The sequence below is a fragment of the Hymenobacter montanus genome, from assembly GCF_014699115.1.
Taxonomy (GTDB): domain Bacteria; phylum Bacteroidota; class Bacteroidia; order Cytophagales; family Hymenobacteraceae; genus Hymenobacter; species Hymenobacter montanus.
In genome coordinates, this window is record NZ_JACXAD010000022.1 from 46324 (window position 1) to 67245 (window position 20922).

The following is a 20922-nucleotide window of genomic DNA, read 5'->3' on the forward strand; positions in this document are numbered from 1 at the left end:
TACGGTTGACCTAGGGTTTTTCCGACGGCCAAGACGAATGTGTAACTCATTACGCATCGGTTGGGACTGAAAAAACGCTTCTATTGTCTCTACCGGCTGCTATGTGTAACCCATTACGCATTGCGGCTTCTACCCCACCCCGTCATGCCCTACGCCATTTTCCTCGTCAGCAAGGTTACCACTCCGGGCATGGCCACTAGTGTCACCCAGCACAATCTTCGACTCGAAGACACGCCCAACGCGGACCCGGCCCGCACTTGGCTCAACCAGGAGTACGTGAATCAGGAACACCTCCCGTACCTGCAGATGGCCAACGAACGCCTGGCGGAACTTGACCTGGTGCCGCGCCGGCGGGATGCGGTGCGCCTGGTAGAGTTGGTGCTGACGGCCAGCGCCGATGGCTTTGCCCGTGCGGCCGATGGGTTGGTGCCCGACATGCGCGACTCGGCGTGGGTAAAGGATAATCTCAAGTTCGTGCGCGAGCAGTTCGGGGAGAAGAACGTGGTCGGCGCCATGCTGCACCAGGACGAAATCACGCCCCACCTACACGTGCTCGTGGTGCCCCTCACGCCGGACGGACGGCTCAGTTGCCGGGACGTGTTCAGCCCGGCCCGCCTGCACCAGCTGCAAACCGACTACGCCAAAGCGATGGCCCCCCACGGACTGGAGCGGGGCATCAAGTACAGCACCGCCAACCACGAGGACGTGCGTCGCTACCACGGGGCCCAGCTGATGAGCAAGGAGCAGCTGGCGGACTTGGCAAAGCCGTTACACCCCGCTCCACATCAGCTTCCGACCATGCCCTCGTGGGGCATCCCGGAGCAACACGTCGTCAAACAGCAGTTTGGCCTCAACACATACCTGTTCAAACTGTTCGACCAATTCAACGACAAGATTAAGCAACTGGCCACCGTGGCCACGGCCAACGCCCACGAGCGGGAGAGGGCCCGGGTGATGGAGAAGCGCCTGGCCAGCAGCCAGGACTTGGTGGTAGCAACCCGCGCGGAGCTGACCGCCACAACCGGTACACTGACCACGCAGGTGCAGCAGCTACAGCAGGAACTCGCCACCCGAACCGCAGAGCTGGCGGAGCAGAAGGGGCGCGCTGATAAGAACAACCTGCAGTGTATGCGTTTGGTCATGAAGCATGTGCAGGGGCAGCCGTTATCGGAAAAATCTACGACCTGGGCACAGGAACTGAGCCAGAGGGACCACCGCAACATCGAAGTCCAATTAGCCAAGCAGCTGCTACTACCCCTGCAGCAGATAACGGACATTGCCCCCGCATTTCTGAAGCACGGCTACGTACTGGAGGTGCTCAGCCCAGAGAAGTTTACCCTGACGCACGAGAAGTATGGGATGCGCTACAGCAGTGACGAGCTGCGCCCCAACGGGCGGGACTGCATGGAGCAGTTCCGGGAGGCAGTGGGGAAAACGAGAGGCCGAGAGCAGGCTGGCCCGGCCCTACCTGGTGACGGTGGGATTGAGATGTAGTGTCTCACGAAAAGTCCTGTCTGACGCGCTTGGTTCTACACGTACGCAAGCTCGGAGTGAATTCTTACCTCACGGCCCAGCGCAAATAGTGATTATATATGCCTGCTTCGGTTGAATTTGTTACCCCAATAGAGCATCAAAAATTAATTGAGGAGGTCCGCGAACTGCGAATGCTTGTTGCTGACCTGTTAGAATCGCTCGACGACGACGTGGACACCAAGACGGCCCTCAAGCTCACCGGCATCAAGTCGCGCACCACGCTCATCGCCGAACGCCAACGGCGCGGCACTCTGATTAGGCATTCCAAACTCGGCCGTAGCTGTATGTACTCCCGCGCTTCCTGCCTGGCATACAAACGCGCCCACCGGCTGCTGGTCGGTTATTGTTAAAAAAGACGCCTTTGACGGGTAGGTAATTTAATGCGTGTACCCCTACGTGTACCCCGAGAAAGAAAAAAGGCCGTTCCCACATTGGAAATGGCCTTTTAGGTAGCGGGGACTGGACTCGAACCAGTGACCTTTGGGTTATGAGCCCAACGAGCTACCAACTGCTCCACCCCGCACTGTTTATGATGCAAAGGTAGGGTAATTTTTGGGTAACACCATAAAAAAAGTAGTTTTGATGCCTTAGACGCGGTGAAGGCGTGGTTCTCAGCCAGAAAAAAACACGGCTGCCGAGTACCGGGGGGCCGCTACCATACAAACCTTACGTTCAGCCCGAGTTTCTTTCGTTGCTATGGGCTCGTTCTCTTGCACGAGGTCTCGTACAGCCACGCTGGTAGTCTTGCCGGAGCGGCCGCTGTTGGTAGTAAGCACTACCACCGCCACTTACGCTCCTGAAGCTGCCGGCGAAGGCCTGACATCGGAGTTGCCGGACGTCGACGTGGGTGTCCGGCAGCGCCTGGTGGATGCGGACGGCCCCTTACCGTTGGCAACTTTGGGCGCTGGTGCGGAAACCGGAGGGCGGCTACCTTTGTGGCCGGTGGCGCCGGCCCAGCGGCAACTGCTGCGCCGCCGTAGGTTGAACGGCGCGGGCAGTTGGCATTGGTCGGGGCTCCCGGCCCGCCTCATCTTATTTGCCGCCCGCTTTTGCTTGCTTATGTCCGACCAACGCCCACCCGCTCTCGGCTTCATCTTCATCACGATTCTGATTGACGTCATTGGGTTAGGCATCATCATTCCGGTGGTGCCCAAGCTTATTCAGCAGCTCACGGGCGAGGGGCTGAGCCGGGCGTCGGAGTATTCGGGCTGGCTCACCTTTGCCTATGCCAGCGCGCAGTTCTGCTTTGCGCCGGTAGTAGGGGGCCTGAGCGACAAGCTGGGGCGGCGGCCGGTGCTGCTGGGGGCCCTGCTGGGCCTGGGGCTCGACTACGTCTTTCTGAGCTTCGCCCCTACTTTGGCGTGGCTGTTCGTGGGGCGCGTGCTGGCGGGCATCACGGGGGCCAGCTTTACCACGGCCACGGCCTACATCGCCGACATCAGCGCGCCGGAGAAGCGGGCCCAGAACTTTGGGCTGGTGGGCGCGGCGTTTGGCATCGGCTTTATCATCGGGCCGGCCATCGGCGGGCTGCTGGCGGATTTCGGGGCCCGGGTGCCGTTTATGGTTGCGGCGGGGCTGAGCTTATGCAATGTTCTCTACGGGTTTTTCGTGTTGCCCGAGTCGCTGCTGCCCGCGCAGCGGCGGCCGTTTGAGTGGCGCCGGGCCAACCCCGTGGCCTCGCTGCTGCGGCTGGGCAATTACCCCGCCGTGCTGGGCTTGGTGGCCTCGCTGGTACTGATTTACCTGGCCGGCTCGGCCACGCAGTCGGTCTGGGCCTTTTACACCATGTACAAGTTTAGCTGGACCGAAAGGCTGGTGGGCATCTCCCTGGGCGTGGTGGGGCTGTTTTCCGGGATCGTGCAGGGTGGGCTGGTGCGGGTGGCCATCCCGAAGCTGGGCGCGGCCCGGGCCATCGTGGTGGGGCTGCTGTGCTACGCGGTGGGGTTTGTGCTGTTCGCTTTTGCCCCCCGCGGCTGGCTGATGCTGGTCTTTCTGGCGCCCTACTGCCTGGGGGGACTGGCCGGGCCGGCGCTGCAAGGCACCATCTCGGGCCAGGTGCCGGCCAACGAGCAGGGCGAGCTGCAGGGCTCGCTCACCAGCCTCCTCAGCGCTACCGGCGTGTTCGGGCCCCTGCTGATGACCCACCTGTTCGGGTATTTCACCCAGCCCGCGGCGCCAGTGCAGTTTCCGGGGGCGCCGTTCTTGCTCGGCGCCGTGCTGGCGCTGGCCAGCGTGGCCCTGGCCGTGCGCTCCCTTAAAAAGCATCCGCCCGTGGCGGCCGCGCCCCCTGGTCCGGCCGTATCCGCGCACTAGCGTCCGGCAAGGAGCGGGGATAGGACTGGCCACCAAATTTCGTATCTTGGCTCAAGTCGCCCTGCTCCACCCTGCCATGCCCTCTATTACCCTGCCCTTGTTCCAGGTTACACCCCGGCCCGATCTGGGCATTTTGGTGGGCCGCTGGGGCTACCAACCCGACCCGTCCGAACTTCCCGCCGTTTACGCGCAGCTGGCCGAGGCTGGGCTGCGCGACGGCTCCCGCTTCTGGCTGCAGGACATTCGCCGCCGCACCCTCAACGACCCTTATACTACCCAGTGGCTGCTCGCCGAGTACTTCCCCAACGTGGCGGCACAACTGGGTGGCCGGCTCTACGTGGCGTACCTGGTCAGCCCCGACTTGCACCACCACATCGTTACCGGGCCTGCGTTTGAGCCCATTGCCTCCTACCAGGACAAGCCTTTCGTACTGGCCTTCTTCGGCAAGGAGGGTGAAGCCATGGATTGGCTCAACGAGCAACGCACCGCCGACCCTGCTTAACCCCGGGGTGTGGTCGAACTTGCCGTCGGCCAGCTCTTGCGGTGGCAAGAGCTGTATGCCAACAGTTAGAGCGGTTCCCAAGTCAGGGTACCGTTTTCATAGGAATTAAAAATGAAGAATTAAAAATCAGCTGGTCAATTTTTTAATTCTTCATTTTTAATTTTTAATTCCTGTGTAAATAGCCACTGTATTGGCGGCAAAGACTATTGACTGTCGAGGGCGCGGATTTTGTACCCGTCGAAAAGATGGTCAGCTATAAAACCCATAGTCCGGCACCAGTGTGGCGGGCTCATTACCGCCCGTGTTAATTCGTCGCGGCAGCCCGGCTACGCTGGCCGGGCAGGACCACCTTTTCTATATCGTTACTTTTGACCGGCTACTTATCTGCCACTAACACAGAAAGAGCGGCCCGCATCAGCAGGCCCCTCTTGCCATGAGGTTTCAACCGGAAGCTGTAAGCGCTACCTTTCCACCGATACCTGGCGGATGGAGAATTCGTTGCCGTTCTGCACCTTGAGTGAGTACACGCCATCCGCCAAATGGCTCAGGTCGAGCTTATTGTTCATATTATCGCGCACCGTGGCCGTGTGCACCCGCTGCCCAAGCAGATTCGTGACTTCTACCTGCAGTCCGTTGCTGGCATTGGCCCCGCGCACGTCAACGGAGAAGACGCCGCTGCTCGGGTTGGGGTACACGCTCACGGCCCGCTCCAGGGCGGCGGAGGTGCCGAGCAGGGTCGCGGTGAAGCGGAAGGTCCGGCCAGCCGTTGGCAAGCTTGTTTTGTCGTATTGAAAAGGTTGAAGACCGCCTTGCCACGTAGCCGCCGACCACGCGGTCGCGGCAGACTTGACGCCAAACACTACGCGGCCGACGGCCGTGCCCGAGCCTTTCAAACCGACACCTGAGATTCCCGTACTTGCCGTGCCGGTGCTTGGAGTGAAGGGGCCATACACAAATTCTATAGCGTTAGTGGTTTCATACAGCTTTACTTGGAAGCTGGCGTTGGTAAATTGCTGTGATTCAAGATCTCTTATACCGGACCATTCCACAGTGCATACGCGGTTAGGCGCCGTGCCAGTGGTTTGAAAGCGGAAGCTCGTAGCAGGGGAGGCCCCGGCCAAGTCTGTGAACAACGGAAACAGCATGTTATTGTCAGCTGCATTAGTGCTGCTCACGAAATCAGCTAAGATACTACTAGGCGGCGTGCTGCCTAGCTTTAGTGCTCCGTTAGTGTTTAAGACAAACTGGGTGAAGCTCTGGCCGTTGTAGTTGAATGTGAAGCCGATGGCTTGAGGCGCTGAGTTGGCGTCGTCCGGGTCACTCACCACAATGGCCGTGCTAGTATTATTGAGCGGATTATAAGCACCAGCTGTGCTGGTAACGGCGGTGGGAGAATAGTTCAGCGCTTGGCCGTGGGCGGCGAACGCACCAAGGCCGAGTAAGGCCAGCAAAGCCAGGTTTTTGCGATCAAAGAAGTGCGAGAGTAAGTGAGTTTTTTCCATGTGTTCAGATAAGGTAAAATGAGAATGCCATAGCGCGTACGCTAGTTATGTCTATTTGTTGCACCAATTTGAAAGAAAACCATATCGCTTCGAGTTATCTTACTATAACCGACAGCTTCTGCGCTAAAGCCTACTTGCTATCCGCCGCTGACGCAGAAAGAGCGGCCTGCATCAGCAGGCCGCTCTTTCCATGAGCTTTCCACAGCCGGAAGCACTACCTCTGCACCGACACCTGGCGGATGGAGAATTCGTTGCCGTTCTGCACCTTGAGTGAGTATACGCCATCCGCCAAATGGCTCAGGTCGAGCTTATTGTTCATATTATCGCGCACCGTGGCCGTGTGCACCCGCTGCCCAAGCAGATTCGTGACTTCTACCTGCAGCCCGTTGCTGGCATTGGCCCCGCGCACGTCAACGGAGAAGACGCCGCTGCTCGGGTTGGGGAATACGCTCACGGCCCGCGTCAGGGCGGCGGAGGTGCCGAGCAGGGTCGCGGTGAAGCGGAAGGTCCGGTCAGCCGTTGGCAAGGTGGCTTTGTTGTAGTCGAAAGCCTGGCTTGTATAAATGCTGCCCTGCCACATCGCCGCCGACCACGCGGTTGTGGCTGACTTGGTGCCGAGCACTAAGCTGCCGGCGGTATTGGCCGAGCCTTTCAGGCCGACAGATGCGAATCTCATTTCTGACGCGCCGGTACCTGGAGTGATAGGACCATACACGAATTCTATATTGTTACTGGTTTCATACAGCTTTGCTTGGAAGCTGGCGTTGGTAAACTGCTTCGTTGGTTGAAATTCGTCCATACCAGACCATTCCACGGTGCATACGCGGGTAGGAGCCGTGCCAGTGGTTTGAAAGCGGAAGCTGGTTGTGGAGGCCCCGACCAAATCGGTAAATAGCGGAAATAATATGTTGTTATCAGCCGGATTAGCGCTCAGCAGAAAATCAAGAATAACCCCGCTGGGCGGAGTGCTGCCTAGCTTTAAGGCTCCATTTGGAATCGGCAAAACGACAGGGACAAAAAAAATTAAACGGATGGGACAATTTTTCTGCGCGAAAAAACACTTTTTGAAAACAGTTTGAAAAGTGCCTCTTTCTGAAAAAATGCCCGTAACAAGCAAAAAACCCGGCTACAAGCCGGGTTTTTCTTTTCAAGCTGTTAAAGTAAGCCAATCCACTCCCTAGCGCCTAAAGCCACGTATGGTGGCCGGTTTTCGTGTTCGTCGGTTCCACCTAAAGCATTACCGCCCGCTGCATCTAGCGTGTGGGTGTGGGAACCTGCCTGCTGCACTGAAGCGGTGGTTGTGCCACCGGATGCGCCGTTTTGCTGGCCTACGAACACGCCGTAAATGCGACTGGAATCGTCGCCTTCGTGGGCAACTGTGGCGTTGTGGGTGTGCTGGCCAGCGTTACCCATATTGTGGGTATGCCGTGGTACTTCTGTAGCACCCAGGGTCACTTTTGCAGCGCCACCCGTTACACCCAGCGCATAATCTGATGAGCGTGAATCAGCAACCACGGGGAAACGGCCACGAATATCAACAGTAGTGCCGTTACCACTGAGCTGCCACCCATACGCTTTGGTGCCGTACTTGCCTTTGCCGCTGGTGTCGTAGTCAGTGGCCACAATCCGAGTGCTGAACTGCAAATCACCCACTTCACGCAGTAGGGCTTCACGGGCTTTTTCAAAGCGCAGCACACCTTCCGGCATCACCCGCACCGCTTCACCTGTGCCACCTACGGCGCGAATGGCCACCTTCCGTTCTGACATACAGGCACGGGAAACGCCATCGAAATACGGGCGCATATCTGTATCCACCGCCGCATCCAGATACAGTTCCATTGGTAGGGTAACACCTGCGGCCCCGTTGAAACGATGGATGCCGCTTTCCAGAAATACCAGGCCATTCCCAATATCGACCTGGCCACCTGCCTGCGGCCGAATTTCACAGCCCGACACCACACAGGCAGGCAAGCCTAAGAACTGGCCATAGATGGCGTATTGCGTTTGTTCCTGAAGCGTTTTCAGGTCATCAAGCCCCCGAGGGCGGCCGTTCAAATCAAATAGAAGATTCAGCATTACACGTAGTTGATTGAGTATTTAACCATTGCCAGCTTCAGCTGACGGATTCTTGCATTCAGGGCCGCTTCCTGCGGCCTGAGCGATTGAGGCACTTCTACAATGAAGCCCACCTGGTTCACGATTTCCTGAAAGAAGAAATCATATTCAAAGGGCGGGCACTCGCTGATGAAGCGCAGATACTCCTGTGGCTGGTGGTTCTCAGCCATGAAGAAATCATAATCGGCTTCTATCTGCTCATCTGAATTGATGATGCGAATGCGAGTAAAGGCCGGGTCAAATTGGTCGTTCAAAGACCGTTCAAACGCCATTTTTTGCCCCGAGTAAGACAGCTTGCGCTTCGTGGTAGCAGCGTAGCCCACAAAGCGAGTGTAGAGCGTGGCCACAGGTGAGGCCAGGGCCATCAAGTAGGCCCGCAGCACTGGTTTCCGCAGCAGGTAAGGCTTCAGCCCTGTCACCAGGGCACCGATGTCAAAACGGTAGCGTAGGGGTGTGCTGTTATTGGGCATTGGGCACGAAGGTGATAGTGTCTAAGAATCCATCCCCGGCCGCATCATCCTCCACAATGAAGCCCGCCACGGTTTCATAAAACCGCGTGATGGCCACCGCCTGGCCAGTGCCATTTCGGGCCGATACAGTTCCCAGCAGCACATCTTTCACCCCGGCCACGGATTGGATGGCATCTTCAATCTTGCTCAGGTACACCAGGCCATCAAAGTCCAGGCTTGCCAGATACAGCCGTAGCGCCGCCCGTACCGCAGCCTTCAGCGCATCCAGGTTCACCAGCGGATTGAAATACACCGTGGCCAGCACCTTCAGCCGGTCCGCGTCGCCTGTGGTTTCGACAATGCGCGTTCCTGGAAAACGGATTTGGGCAATGTAGCCGCGCACCTGCGTCATTTCCGGCCCGGTCAATGCCCGCAGGCCACCCGGCGCACTCGCGTCATCGGTGGCCAGCTTCAGGAAGAGCTGATTGGTGGTGTAGTTCTCTTTGGCTGTGGCCTGCGTCACCAGCTTCAAACCAGTGCTACCAGCCGGGTAGTGGATGCCATCGTCATCCACCACCAGCTGGTCGCCTTGTTGAAACTTCTTTACCTGTATCGCATACCACTGCGCCGTTCCTGGCTGCGCCCTGGCCAGCTTCGCATCCACGTCCGCCATGTGACGGTCAAAGATGGTTTCATGCACCCGCAGCACCACGGCCATCACGTAGGCCAGCAGCCGGTAAATGGCAACGGCTGACGGACTGGTCAGACCTTCAGGCCCGGCCAGCTCAGGCGTGGCCGCTATCTCATCCAGAATACTGGTTTCAATTTCATCTATTGTTCTGGCCATCTTATGCGGGGTTTTTGCGAGTGATGCGGACGTAAACACTGCCCACGGGATAACTCAGTCTAATTTGAAGAACGCCGAACTGATTAGGCGCAATGGTCATTTGGGCGGTTTGGCCTGCGGCGTAGCGATTGGAACCAGTCAGCGCGAATACAATCGGCTGGTTTTCTGGCAAAGTGGCCTGATAAGGAACCGCAGGATTATGGAAGAGCGGAAGCGTGTTTTGTTGGCCCGTGACAGGGTCATAGTAGTCCAGGGTGTAAGAGGTTCCGGCATCCACAGGGGAACCGAATTCATCCAGCACCACCAGCAGGAAATTGGTGGCCAGCGTGACGCCAAAACCAAAGTGGCCAAACACATCAGACGCCACAGGCGTCATCTGAACTCCAAAACCGTAGTGACCAACCTTGCCAGCAGCCAGGGCATCCGTGTATTCTGACATGGCCTAGCTGTAATAGTTGTTAATGGCCCGATACTCGATTTGCACCCACAGGGCGCGAACGTTTTGAACGTTGGCGGGTGTGGCATCAAAGAGTTGGTCCCCGTTGCCCCGGTTGGTGGCCTGGTTCCAGGAAGGCACCGCGCCCACCTCAAAGGGAAGGAAGGTGGCACCCGTAACCCAATCTGTGGCCACAGCGTCCAAAGGTGCCTGACGGGTGGACCAGCGCATCCCAATGGTCAATCTGTGAGGCGTCACACCAGCGTCCCCGCTGGCATAGTCCACGGCCACCGGCACGTTGTTGTTTTGAACGTCCGGCTGGTTACTGTCAAAGCTGGCTGCTGTGGCGGGGAAAGACGTATCAAAGTTGTAGCCAGTCAGCACCGGCACCGCCCGCAGAATTTGAGCCACCGCAGCCACCTGGACGGGCGCAATCCGATACCGCGCCTGAAAGTTGCCAGCTGTGTTTTCCGTGATGTAAATAGACCCTTGCTGTGACCAGGAAAACCCTGTCAACACCAGGAAATTCACAATGCTGCCATCAGCTGAGTTTACCAGCCAAGTATTGCCAGGCGTACACACCTGGCCAGCGGTGCAAGTGCTGACTAAATACCAGCCCTGCGCATATCGCAAATGAACGGGGCCAATGCCAGCGGCTAGGTGTGGCGAATCCAGGCGTAAAGTATAATCCTCACGCGCTGAATTATTGAAGCGCGGGTCCACACTCACACAGTTCGGAAACCAAGTAGCGTCAGCAGCTTTCGCGGCGGCTAGTGTTGGGTAAAAAGTGCCCGCCACGATAATAGGTCCACGGATATTATTATTTGAGCAGTCCGCAGGGTTTTGGACCGTCATGGTAGAAAGCGGGTCCGTGTAGCTGTATTTAATCCAGTAAACGGCCAAGTTGCTATTGAAAAAAAGGCAGCGCGTAAAACGGACAAGGTTGCTTCCCGTCCCATCCAGCATCCCTTTGAAAATGGAGCTTTCAGCCGCCGGAAAAGTCCCGCCACCAGTGGTCAGGACCGCCCCGGCTAAGTTGTTCTGAGCCTTCACAAAACATCTGTTCAGGAAGCTGACTAGGTTGTCTGTGCCAGCTAGTTGAAAAGACTGGCCCACTACAATGCGCAAGTCATACAATTCTGTGTCAACTGGTCCGCCGTAGATTTTGTACACGTCTAAATTGTTGCCCTGAATTTGGACTAGGCCATCAGCAACAACGCGGTGGTTTATGGCTATGCGGCCTTCCATCGCATAATTGCCAGCGCCCACCACGATGTAGGATGGCCCGAGGTTCTGAGTGTAGCAAAGAATAGTATTGAAGGGGTCTTCAGGCGCACCTGTGCCACCCGCGCCACCAGTTTTTGAAACAAAGGCCACGCCGGATTCGGGTAAGCCATTTTGTAGGTGCCAATGGAAATTATGGAGCATGGTGAATTACGAAATGGTTTCTTCAAAAAAGAGTGTTCCGGCCGTGTAGCCGCTTTGATACACCACGTTTGAGATGGTGAGGGAAGACCCTGCGGGAATGGAGATTCCCCGAGTGTCCACATTAGCCAGGAAGACAAAAGGCGTGACGGCCCCGCTGCCTACCTGGTAGCTGGCTGAAGCGATGCCAGAACTACGCCCGACCAAATTGATAGTGGTGGCCACGCGGTAGTCCTGTGGCGGCGCGGCGGCCACTTGACCAAAGGCCATTTGCCACAAATACTTTGCGACTGAGGCACCCACGCGGACTTCTGTGCTGCCTGTAGCGGCGTTGTCTGTGACCGTGATATTGGCCCCAATAAAATTCAGATTGGTGCGGGCGCTGAAGGACGTTCCATCTTTCTGAATGGTATGGCCACCTGTGCCTGGTGTGACGGGTGTGGTGGTGGCTGTGGCGTCGGGGCTGGTGAAGCGCAACCGCCATGCGGCCGGGTTCACCACCACGGCCTGCGGGTTTTCTGAAGGCAACGAGGCCATAAGCTGCGGCCCCAGGCACTCATACAGCGCATACTTCGTGGCCGAAATGGCGTGATACCAAGTATCCCCCGCATTACCACTTTCATTGCTCGGGGCAAAACTCTCCCACCGGGTCACACTGCCACGGGCACCGTTCAGGCCATCGGCCCCGTGCAAGCTGGCTAGGAACTGTGCGGCCGTGCCCACGTTGCCAGCGTCCAGCCACTGCTGGTAGGCACTTTTGCCGTTCACGCCATCAAAGTAGTCCACTCCCTTGCGCGGGGTATGCCCGTCAAAGTAGTCGATGCCCTTCTGTGGTGTGTAGCCATCAGCACCCTTCAGCCGAAACTGAAACTGCCAGCCGAATTGATGCCGGATGTGATAATCTGATGTGCTAGTGTTCACATAGGCATCACCTTCAATGCCAATGCTGGCATCGGGCGGGCCGTAGCCTTGCAGAATGCGAGCGCCCCGCTGAAGTCCTTCCAGCAGGGCCACGGCATCGGCCACGGTGCCAAACACCGTCCGATAATCAACCGCTTTGTTTTTACGTCCCGAAATGATGTTGGCAATCGTAGAATTACGAATCGCATCAGCCAGGGCACCAAGAATGAGGTTTGGCATATTAATAAAAGTCTTGTTCGTCGTGGTCGTTTTCGTCGTGGTCAATCAGACCCTCCTGCTCAGGCACCTGCGCCCGTACCAGGTTTGTGGTGTTCACTCGGATTTGCTGGTCCTGGAAGTAGGCCACGGTGTCAGCTGATACCGTGGCCCCGTCTGGCACCACCAGCACCTGGCCGGGCACCAGGTCATCCGTAATGGCCAGCCCGTTGGCATCGGCCAGGGCAAACAGCCCGTCCGCGCCCCCGAGTAGGCCAATAGCCACATCCAGCAGGCTCTGGCCTGCGCTTACCGTCACCTTAGTCATTTGCATCACGGTAGTAAGCGGCCACGTCCAGGGTCGCGCCGCTCAGGTTGATGTGGTCCACTTCCATCCCGTCCGCTTCAAACTGCGCCTGGATGCTGGAAGAGATGGCCGCTGAAGGCGCATCGTCTTCAATCATGTTCTGGATGCCCACGCCCACCAGGGGCGCGGCCCGCCACTCGCCGGGATTGGACTGCAAAATCAGCTTCTGGTTCTGCTGTGTGCTTTCACCCACCACCAAGTCACCGCCCTGGATGTCGAGGTCATTATCACTGTTCAAAAGCAAATCAAAAACCCTCATGATAGTCTGGCGGTGGTGATGGTTCCGGCCTGAGCTGCGGCCGTTCCCGTGGTGCTGACGTTGCCCGTGATGGTGGCTGTGGTCATCAAATCGGCCATGAGGTCCACCAGCTCACTGGCATAATCCACGCGGTCCTGCGGCCCTGCGGTAGTCCGGCGGGCCATGTCATCCAGCAGATTGGCCAGACGTGTTTTAGCGGCGGCTCTGTTTAGTGGCATCGGTTAAGAGAATAAGAGGTTAAAGCGTCGTTTTAGGTCGGTGAACTCGGGAGCATTCACCAGCTGAAGAGTAGCGCCGCTGTTGGTCTGAAAAACCATGCGGCCGATGGCGTCAAATAAGTCCGACATCAGTTCCTTCATGCTCTCCTGGCCGTTTCGGATGCTGTAGCTTTCCACAGCACTGTATTGCACCACCAGGCCCGTGTGGTCATCCAGCATCAGCACCGTCACGGTGCTGCCTTGCACTGGCCAGATGGTGAAGCCGTCCTGCGCCCCATCCACCACCGACCGCAGCCGGACGTTCAGCAGTTCGGCCCCTTCATCGTCGGGGTCCACGTCGATGGTGCGGGCCGCTTTGTCCACGTCCTTCACGGTGCCCGTCACCACCATAGCAGCTAGGTCACCCAGGACCAGCTGCTTCAGCATATTCACAATATTTTCCATTAGTGCGAGCTGCGTTTGCCTAGTGTCACTTTGCGCCGGTAGCCTTCCGGCCCGAAGCTGATTCCTACCGCATCCACCAGGTAGCGCCCGCTCCGCTGTGGGTGCTTTGTGTCGAGCAAATCCGCCACACCGGAATGAATGATGCGGGGCACTCCGAAGCCGGTAAAATCGCCCCGGTAACCGTCGTATTTGAATTTAGCCAGCTCCGCTTCAGCCAGCAGCTTCAGCACGGTCTTGTCCTTCGTTTCCGTGCGCAGGGTGATGGTTCGTTCCTCCCCATCCACGTCCCCGGCTTCTGTGGTAGTTCTCTTGCCGTTTTGGTGCATGGCCACCACTTTGGCTTTGATATGGACATCCTCTTTGCGCTGGTAGGTCAGGTTATCATCTACAATGTTCTGCTGGAAGCTGTAGAGAGCCAGGGCCGCTTCCACCCCGCTGGTGCTGGTGAATTCCGTGTAGGTCAGCCCTACAAAAAGCCGCCCGTCACGGAAGTAGGCACACAGGCCAGGGTAATCATCCTTCAGCTTCTTCAGCACCCCGGCCGTGGTGGTGCGGTCAGCCCGAAACGTGTCTATCCTCATATCGGGGATGCTCGGGGAAAGAATGGCCGTGGGCACCAAGTCAGCCAGCAGCTTGCGTAGGGTGGTATTCTTCCAGCTGCGGTTCACGCGGGTCCGCTTCAGGTTGAAATACCCATCTTCCAGGCGCAGTTCAAACGGGATGGTGAGTTTGATTTCGGCCACATAGCCCTGGAATTCCGTGTGCAATTCGCCGTCATAGCCAAGTTCTACGGTCACAGGGTCGCCTACCTGCACCAAGTCTTCCAGCGCCTGCACAGTGCCTTCCGTGTCATCGTCCGATGCCAGCACCGTACAAAAGCCGTACAGCTTCAGGGTGGCCGTATCACCCAAATTCTTCCAGCTGGATTCCGAATCAAACCCGGAAATCTTGGTATAAACGATGTCCCCAATCGTTACCCGGCAAGTCAGTAGAATGCTCATTTTTTACGAATGAGTTTGGCCAGGGATGATTCATCAGACACAGCCGTAATCTGATAGGCGAAGTAGTCCGAAGCGCCTTCAATAGCTGGAAATTCAATGGTTTTGATGACCAGGGCCGTGATGTTGAAATAGGTGAGTAGCTGGCACTGAACCTTCAGGTGACGGTTGCGCCGAAACAGCATTATCAGCTTGCGCAGCCATTCTTCGGGGTAATCTTCCGGCACCAGGCTATTGGCCACGGCCTGGCTGCGGTTGCCTTCGCGCACAGCATAGCCCTGGATTTTGATGGCGTAGTTATCGGCCCCAATCATTTCAATCACGGTGAAGTCACCTCCGGCTATCACCGTTTCCACCATGTGCTTTGAGCCGCTGACCGTAATCAGCGGCTCATTGGGCAGCATCACTTCATCCAGCTGCATGGCGAAGAATCGAGGCGTGCCCAGGTCGGAAGCCGTGGGTGCTTTGAATTCGGCGGCTTGGCGGGCTTTCTCAAAAGGTTCTATGCCGCCGTATGGCAGGCGCGTCAGCAGCGCCCCGAGCTGGAAGGTGGCCGCTGTGTGGGGCGCTGCTGGTGTTGTTTTTACTTCGCTCATGCTCCTGTTCCTTGACTTACACCATTCACCACGCGGGTCAATCCCTCTTCCAGCATGGTCATGGCATCGTTCACGCCTTCCTTGATATTGGTGGTGTAGAAGTTCACCGAATCCTGGAATTTCCCGATGTGGATGTTGATAGTGGTGGGCTTGCTGCCACCGCTGGCCACCTTATCCACTGAAGCCTTCAGCTTGCCGTTACCAGCTGCGCCGATGGCCGTTTGGCCAGCCGCAAAGGGGTCTTCATTCTTGCCCGCTATAATCAGCTTGCTTTCGATGTCCCCGCCCATCTTCATTTCCCCAAAGCCGAGGTAGGGCGCAATCTTGTCCCACAGGAATTTGATTTTGCCGACCAGTTGATGCACGAAACCCGTGATTTTATCCCACAGGCTGCGGAACCAGGCTTCTATCCCTGGAAACAGCTTGAAGATGCCCTGCACCATCATGGTGAAGGGATTGTACTTGATGAAGAAGTTGCCGAGTGCCAGCAGCCAGCCTTTCACCACGTCCCAGTTGCGGATAATGAGGTACACCGCCCCGGCCAGCGCCATAATGCCCAGAATGATGGCCCCGATGGGGTTGGCATTCATGGCCACGTTTAACGCCCACTGTGCGGCGGTGGTAGTCACGAAACCGGCAATCAGCGCAGGCAGGCCCGTCACAGCCGCCCACAGCCAGGACGCCCCGGCCCGCAGTGCGGCTACGCTGCCCTGCCACATACTGGTCAGGAAACCCTGCATGGAAAACGCCTTCAGCCGGTTCTGGAAGATACCCAAAGCCAGCGCCGCCTGAAGCCGTATCGAGGTGCCAAACGTGAAGATGGAAATGATGCCCCGCCCCATGCTCAGGATGAAGGAGCCAATTCCCTGCGCCGCCACCAGCAGCATCCGCGCCCCGAACTGAAGCACGGCCAGCGCCCCTTTGGCCAGGCCCAAGCCAAAATCCCACACAGCACTGGCTGCGTGAACAAGGCCGTTTTTCATGATTTCCAGGATAGGCAGGGATTGGCTCATCACGGCCGCAGCTTGCCCGGCCGTCTGGATGTATGGCAGGTAGGGTTTGGTAGCGTTGAAAACTTCAATGCCCAAATTCTCCCACATGGCCTTCATCCGGTCCATGCGGGCCGCGTAGCTGTTCATCACAATTTTGGCAGCATCCACGGCCCCATTGGTGCCCCTAATCTGGCTTTCAAACTGTGCCATCTTATCCACCCCACGCAGCAGGATGTTGCCCACGGCATCATTTTCCACCCCGAAAAACTTGGTCACCAGTGCCCCATCCTTCTGAATTTTCTTCAGCTCAGTCAGGCGCTGGCCTAGCGTGAGGGATTTATTGGCTAGGACGTTGATGTCCACGCCTGCGGCCTTCAGTTCCATGCGGGTTTCTTTCGGCAGGAAGCGGCCTTCCGAAAGCTTGCCCAGCACGTTCCGCAAACCCACCCCGGCTTCAGCTCCTTTCTTCTGGCCAGCGGCCAGCACCTGGATGGCGGCGTTGGTTTCGTAGAAGCTTACCCGCGCATTGCTGGCAGCCACCCCGGCCGATGCCAGTGACTGCGTGATTTGTGGCACCTGAGCGGCCCCCGCGTTTGCCGCTGAAGCCATCACGTTCATGGCCGTGGTCATGGCCTTCGCCGTCAGCACCGGATTGTTCGTGTCCACGCCAAACTGCTGCATGGAAGCAGTCAAAGCAGCGGTGGCCCCAACGGCATCTCCGCCCATGCTTTTGGACAGGATGGCCACGCTGGTGGTCATGCTGTCCATAGCCGCCTGGTTCTTGGCCAGCTGCGGCCCGAGTTCCCCGAGGATGTTGGTGGCGCTGGTGACGTAGCCACTAACCGGCCCGCCGAAAATGCTGGCCGTGTTGCGGGCCGATTGGCCCATTGCATCCAGGGCCGCGCCCGTGGTGCCTGTCAGTGCCGACAGTTCAGCCAGGGTCTGTTCAAACTTCACGCCCGGTTCCACCGCGCTGGTGATGGCGTTGTTGATGGTGGTGAAACCCTGCGCCACCTGGCCAGCCACGGCCATGTTCAGGAACATGGATTTGGCGCTGGCCTTCGCTTTGTCGAGTACACCGGACACCTTTTCCCCCCGCTGCAAAATCTGTTGCATCGGCCCGGAAACCTTGTCCACCAGGTTCAGCACCCACTGGTAATTTTTCATCGGATAGTGTCGGGATTAAGATGAAAAAGGGGTAGCCGCCTTTGGCCGCTACCCCTTTCAATTATTTATTCTCCTGGCCGCTTTCGGCCTCTTTTTGCCGCAGCCATTTGAGGTCTGCGAAGTGTTCCGCCCATTCCAGGTCTGTGAGCTGGTCCACTTGGTCCTGGCTCAGACCGTAGTAGTATCTCAACATGGAATCCACCAGCCGCAGGAAGCTGGTATGGCGGTCCACTTCCGCCTGCTCAATTAGTTTTTTAGCGTGGCGGACAGGCTGGTGATGATTTCGTCCACCTTGTTGGCCAGGGCGAAGAAGAGTTGCACGTTGCTTTCCGTTTCAGCCTGGTAGTTCAGTTGCGTGTTCTTCAGGATGGTTTCCTGGTAGGCATCCACGTCCCGGCTCTTGGCCAGGGCCGCGTTGGCAGCTTTCACCAGTTGGCGGGTGGGCTGTTTGAAGTACACCTGGCGGTCACCAACTTCAAAGCATTTCACCTCACCATGCGCGGCCACCCACTGTGCCACCTGGTGTTCCGTGGGGTTGCCTTTTTTATCCACCAGGGCAAGGGTTTCAACAGCGTCGCCTGCGGTGGTGCTATTCAGATTGTCCATTTTGAAAGGGGTTTGAGGATTTTTGAAGCCGTTATGGCCGTAGTGCTATTTCTAGCGGTTTTTAAGTGTTCAAAAGGTGTTTAAAAGCCTAAGCGGCCTGCAATTCGATTTCGGCACAGGTGAAGGGGATTTCCACTTCCATGTTCAGGTCGCCCTGCTTGCTGGCCTTTTCCCATTCGAGGGTCAGGACACTTTTACAGATGTCCTTAATCATCAAATTGGAATCGTCCAGGTACTGCGTGATGATGTCGAAAGGGGCCAGCGTGGTGGGCGTCTTTCCGGCTGCTTTGGCAGCGGCCACAATGGCTTCAAACTCACTTTGCAGCACCGTGATGGAGCCGTTGCAATCCGGCGAACCGTTGGCGTAGGCCACCGGCTTATTGCCCACGGCGCGGATGAATTTGCGGTCCCGCTTTTCGCCGTACTTGATGGCCACCACTCCGAGAACTGCCCGCCCGAGGAAGGCAAACTGGATGTCGGCCCAGCTGTATTCTTTGCCGTTGATTGTCATTTAAGAGGCGGTTTTAAAAGGGTTGTCGTATTGGACTGTGGCTTCGATGTGTTCCGCCGAACCTTTGGGCACGATGGTCACCAGGGCTTTGATGGTGGAGGTGGACAGCACGTTCTGCTTAGGGTCCACGAAGACCGTGACGGACGAGATGTTGGTGCCCATCCCATCTTCCAGCGCCTTGCGCAGCTCATTTTGGAAGCTGGCCACCTGGATGGCGGACAGGTAGCCCGTGACCGGGTCCACGTCCACGTCATCCAGCAATTCCAGCAGGTAGGTGGCACGGGCAATGCGGGCGGCGGTGTGGATGGTGCGGCTCAGCTTGATGAAGGCATAATCATCCGTGCGGGCCGTACACGTCGCATCTCCGTTGTAGAAGAAGCCATCACGCCCCGAATGAATCAGCGGGAAGATGTACCCCTTGTTATACAGGATGTCGAGGTCACCGCCCTTGCCGTCGCTCAGCTCAGTCACCAGCTTGCCCCCGCTCAGCTCCGCAGCAGTGATACCGGCCAGCTTGCCCGACTTCACCCGGCCAATGCTGCGCTGGACGGGCATGGCCGAAAGCCGACCAAGCACCTTGCCCACCTGCGCGTACTTACTGGCCACGGCAATCCCCGCAGTCACCAGCGCCGCAGCCCGCAGGCTGTCCCGGCCGATGGTCACGGCCACGCTCGGGGCTTCCAGGGTGCGCAGGTCGTAAGCGTTGGTGGTGGTGCCCGTAAACAAGCGGCCTTCCAACACAATGTCCAGCGGGCGGAAGGCGTCAAACTCAGCATCCGCGAAAGCCTGCGCCAACGGAATAGCCGTCAGCAGGTCCGCCGTGATGCCCGTAGGCCCGGCCACTTCAGCAGCGGCGGGATTCAGGGCCACGCCCAACAGGCGCATCTTGCCATTTTCGGCCTTCAGCTTATTCAGCAGAGCCGTGTTGGTGGCATGGCCAGGCGTGAAGAGTTGCACCAGCGTGGTGGCCGCAGGCACCAGCAGCACCCGCAACGGGGTGCCGTCCCCGGCTTCCGTGTAGAAGTCCTGGATGTGCTCATACACCAGCGCGGCATTGGTCACGTCATCGGCTTCCGTGGCCCCGGCCAGCTGTGCGCCCCGCTTGCTGTAGAGCAGCGTTTCGCTCAACACGTAGCCCACGGGTGCGCCGATGACGATGATGGCCAGGCCATCCGCATTGTCCACTTCCGTGGCCAGGTTTCCATTGCCCAAAAGGATGTTCACATTGGGCCGTTCTGCTACCAGTGTCATTTAGGCGGTTGCTTTGGTGGACGTTTTGGTTTTCGGGCTTTTGGCGGCAGCGACCTTTTTCGGGGCCGCAGCTTTGCGGGCGGGCTTAGCCACGGGCGCGGCTTCAGTCGAGGCGGGCGCAGGGGCTTCCGTGGAAGTGGTGGCGGGCTTGGCTACCTGATAGGAAGCATTAGCAGCCAGCTTTTCCACGTCGGCAGAATTCGGCTCATCCTGAGCTGAAGCATCCGGCTGGTCAGCCGTGCCTTCACCGCCCTGGTCAGCATCATCCTGGTCGCTTTCGTCCTGGTCGTTGTCTTCCTGGTCGGCATCGTCGTCCTGGTCGGCATCGTCCAGACCCAGCCCGGCCAGCTCTTCTTCCGGGAGTGCGCCGGCCAGAATGTCCGTCAGCACCTTCGATGGCTCTTCACCGTTAGCCACCCGTTGCAGGTGGGTGGCGAAGAATTGCACCAGGTCTTCCACCTTGCCGCCGTGCGCCGCAGCCAGGCGGTTGACGTGGACGTTCATGGCCGCCGTGGTGATTTCGCTGGCTTCAGCGTCAGCCGTGACCTTCACCAGCTGGCCGCCGTTGGCATCGGCACCAGCTTGCGCGTAGCCCACATTCTCAGGACGGTAAAAAATGCCGTCATGCGTAGATGCCACCAGATAGGGGGCATCGGGGTTACTGGCAAAATAATCGGGGGCCATGTCCTTCAGCTGGTCCACCGTGTAAAGCGTTTTGCTCATTTGAAAAACCGTGTAATGAATGAAAAAGGGTTGCTGAGCTTGTAGTAAAGCCCGATGGTGAGCAGTAGCAGCACACCGATGGTGAAGGCAATACAGCCCTTCACAAAGCGGCTCAGCGGGGCTTTCACCACCTGCGTCTGTTTCACCGTTTTGGTGCTGGTGTGATTCACCTGCGTGTCCGTCACGGGCACCTGAAATGTCCAGGGCGCAGTGATGGACTGGATGGTCACTTGCCCGAAGGCATCCAGACCGAAAGCCAGGGTGGTATGTCCGGCCTGGCTGTAGATGGTGACCGGCTTAAAACGCCCGGTCTTTTCGTCGTACTGGATGCGGGTGCGCAGGCGGGCCGAATCACCAGGAGCCGACACCGACACCATCCGCTGAACCACCCGCTTGGTGGTGGAATCCGTGATAATGGTTTCGTTGGGTTCCAATCTGGTGGTAGCACAGCCGAAGCTGGCCACCACCAGGACCATAAGCGCCCCCAACTTCAGCATCCAGCTGACCAGGTTGGTTTTGGGGTCATTAATGCGGATTGGGTAGCGCATGGTT

General features: G+C 57.8%; 25 protein-coding genes and 1 tRNA gene. 4 read left to right on the plus strand and 22 right to left on the minus strand.

Going from position 1 to position 20922, the window contains the following annotated elements:
- The first annotated feature begins 144 nt into the window (after positions 1-144).
- Positions 145-1494, plus strand: coding sequence for a MobV family relaxase (gene mobV / locus IC235_RS17480; RefSeq protein ID WP_191006492.1), 1350 nt, complete (start codon positions 145-147; stop codon positions 1492-1494).
- Positions 1495-1664: 170 nt separating this feature from the next.
- Positions 1665-1883, plus strand: a complete 219-nt coding sequence (locus IC235_RS17485) for a hypothetical protein (RefSeq protein ID WP_191006493.1) — start codon at positions 1665-1667, stop codon at positions 1881-1883.
- Between the two features lie 100 nt (positions 1884-1983).
- Here IC235_RS17485 and IC235_RS17490 read toward each other — a convergent pair.
- Positions 1984-2056: transfer RNA gene (locus IC235_RS17490), tRNA-Met, on the minus strand.
- 173 nt (positions 2057-2229) lie between these two features.
- Here IC235_RS17490 and IC235_RS17495 point away from each other — a divergent pair.
- Entirely contained in the window at positions 2230-3846 is a 1617-nt protein-coding gene (locus tag IC235_RS17495) for a TCR/Tet family MFS transporter (RefSeq protein ID WP_317173605.1), read from the plus strand.
- Positions 3847-3922: 76 nt separating this feature from the next.
- Positions 3923-4348, plus strand: a complete 426-nt coding sequence (locus IC235_RS17500) for a hypothetical protein (protein ID WP_191006494.1) — start codon at positions 3923-3925, stop codon at positions 4346-4348.
- A 461-nt stretch (positions 4349-4809) separates the two neighbouring features.
- Here the strand turns inward: IC235_RS17500 and IC235_RS17505 are convergent, their stop codons facing one another.
- The 21 genes from IC235_RS17505 to IC235_RS17605 form a co-directional block, all read right to left on the minus strand.
- On the minus strand, positions 4810-5850 hold the full coding sequence (locus IC235_RS17505; protein ID WP_191006495.1) for a T9SS type A sorting domain-containing protein: 1041 nt from the start codon (positions 5848-5850) through the stop codon (positions 4810-4812).
- Between the two features lie 214 nt (positions 5851-6064).
- Complete coding sequence (locus IC235_RS17510; RefSeq protein WP_191006496.1) at positions 6065-6853, minus strand: T9SS type A sorting domain-containing protein; 789 nt, start codon at positions 6851-6853, stop codon at positions 6065-6067.
- A 152-nt stretch (positions 6854-7005) separates the two neighbouring features.
- On the minus strand, positions 7006-7926 hold the full coding sequence (locus IC235_RS17515; protein WP_191006497.1) for a hypothetical protein: 921 nt from the start codon (positions 7924-7926) through the stop codon (positions 7006-7008).
- Positions 7926-8435, minus strand: coding sequence for a hypothetical protein (locus IC235_RS17520; protein WP_191006498.1), 510 nt, complete (start codon positions 8433-8435; stop codon positions 7926-7928). The genes IC235_RS17515 and IC235_RS17520 overlap by 1 nt, the downstream gene beginning before the upstream one ends.
- Entirely contained in the window at positions 8425-9261 is an 837-nt protein-coding gene (locus IC235_RS17525; RefSeq protein ID WP_191006499.1) for a hypothetical protein, read from the minus strand. The genes IC235_RS17520 and IC235_RS17525 overlap by 11 nt, the downstream gene beginning before the upstream one ends.
- 1 nt (position 9262) lies before the next feature.
- Positions 9263-9700, minus strand: coding sequence for a hypothetical protein (locus IC235_RS17530; protein WP_191006500.1), 438 nt, complete (start codon positions 9698-9700; stop codon positions 9263-9265).
- Between the two features lie 3 nt (positions 9701-9703).
- Positions 9704-11125: a hypothetical protein gene (locus tag IC235_RS17535; RefSeq protein ID WP_191006501.1), complete on the minus strand. Its 1422-nt coding sequence runs from the start codon at positions 11123-11125 to the stop codon at positions 9704-9706.
- Positions 11126-11131: 6 nt separating this feature from the next.
- Entirely contained in the window at positions 11132-12262 is a 1131-nt protein-coding gene (locus IC235_RS17540) for a hypothetical protein (RefSeq protein ID WP_191006502.1), read from the minus strand.
- A 1-nt stretch (position 12263) separates the two neighbouring features.
- Positions 12264-12572 carry a hypothetical protein gene (locus tag IC235_RS17545; RefSeq protein ID WP_223847384.1) on the minus strand — a complete coding sequence of 103 codons (309 nt, stop codon included), beginning with the start codon at positions 12570-12572 and terminating at the stop codon, positions 12264-12266.
- Positions 12559-12864, minus strand: a complete 306-nt coding sequence (locus IC235_RS17550) for an oxidase (protein WP_191006504.1) — start codon at positions 12862-12864, stop codon at positions 12559-12561. Before IC235_RS17550 ends, IC235_RS17545 begins: the two co-directional genes overlap by 14 nt.
- On the minus strand, positions 12861-13082 hold the full coding sequence (locus IC235_RS17555) for a hypothetical protein (protein WP_191006505.1): 222 nt from the start codon (positions 13080-13082) through the stop codon (positions 12861-12863). The genes IC235_RS17550 and IC235_RS17555 overlap by 4 nt, the downstream gene beginning before the upstream one ends.
- 3 nt (positions 13083-13085) lie before the next feature.
- The gene (locus tag IC235_RS17560; protein WP_191006506.1) at positions 13086-13526 is read right to left on the minus strand and encodes a hypothetical protein; all 441 of its coding nucleotides are present in this window, start codon (positions 13524-13526) and stop codon (positions 13086-13088) included.
- Positions 13526-14527 carry a hypothetical protein gene (locus IC235_RS17565; protein ID WP_191006507.1) on the minus strand — a complete coding sequence of 334 codons (1002 nt, stop codon included), beginning with the start codon at positions 14525-14527 and terminating at the stop codon, positions 13526-13528. Before IC235_RS17565 ends, IC235_RS17560 begins: the two co-directional genes overlap by 1 nt.
- Entirely contained in the window at positions 14524-15120 is a 597-nt protein-coding gene (locus IC235_RS17570) for a DUF6046 domain-containing protein (RefSeq protein WP_191006508.1), read from the minus strand. Before IC235_RS17570 ends, IC235_RS17565 begins: the two co-directional genes overlap by 4 nt.
- Complete coding sequence (locus tag IC235_RS17575; RefSeq protein WP_191006509.1) at positions 15117-17279, minus strand: phage tail tape measure protein; 2163 nt, start codon at positions 17277-17279, stop codon at positions 15117-15119. Before IC235_RS17575 ends, IC235_RS17570 begins: the two co-directional genes overlap by 4 nt.
- Positions 17280-17340: 61 nt before the next feature.
- Positions 17341-17511 carry a hypothetical protein gene (locus IC235_RS17580; RefSeq protein ID WP_191006510.1) on the minus strand — a complete coding sequence of 57 codons (171 nt, stop codon included), beginning with the start codon at positions 17509-17511 and terminating at the stop codon, positions 17341-17343.
- 14 nt (positions 17512-17525) lie between these two features.
- Complete coding sequence (locus IC235_RS17585; RefSeq protein WP_191006511.1) at positions 17526-17885, minus strand: hypothetical protein; 360 nt, start codon at positions 17883-17885, stop codon at positions 17526-17528.
- Positions 17886-17973: 88 nt separating this feature from the next.
- Positions 17974-18396 carry a hypothetical protein gene (locus IC235_RS17590; RefSeq protein ID WP_191006512.1) on the minus strand — a complete coding sequence of 141 codons (423 nt, stop codon included), beginning with the start codon at positions 18394-18396 and terminating at the stop codon, positions 17974-17976.
- Positions 18397-19647: a DUF2586 family protein gene (locus tag IC235_RS17595; RefSeq protein WP_191006513.1), complete on the minus strand. Its 1251-nt coding sequence runs from the start codon at positions 19645-19647 to the stop codon at positions 18397-18399.
- Positions 19648-20370 (minus strand): hypothetical protein, encoded by a 723-nt coding sequence (locus IC235_RS17600; protein ID WP_191006514.1) that lies wholly within the window; start codon positions 20368-20370, stop codon positions 19648-19650.
- Positions 20367-20918 (minus strand): hypothetical protein, encoded by a 552-nt coding sequence (locus tag IC235_RS17605; RefSeq protein WP_191006515.1) that lies wholly within the window; start codon positions 20916-20918, stop codon positions 20367-20369. The genes IC235_RS17600 and IC235_RS17605 overlap by 4 nt, the downstream gene beginning before the upstream one ends.
- Positions 20919-20922: the final 4 nt, after the last annotated feature.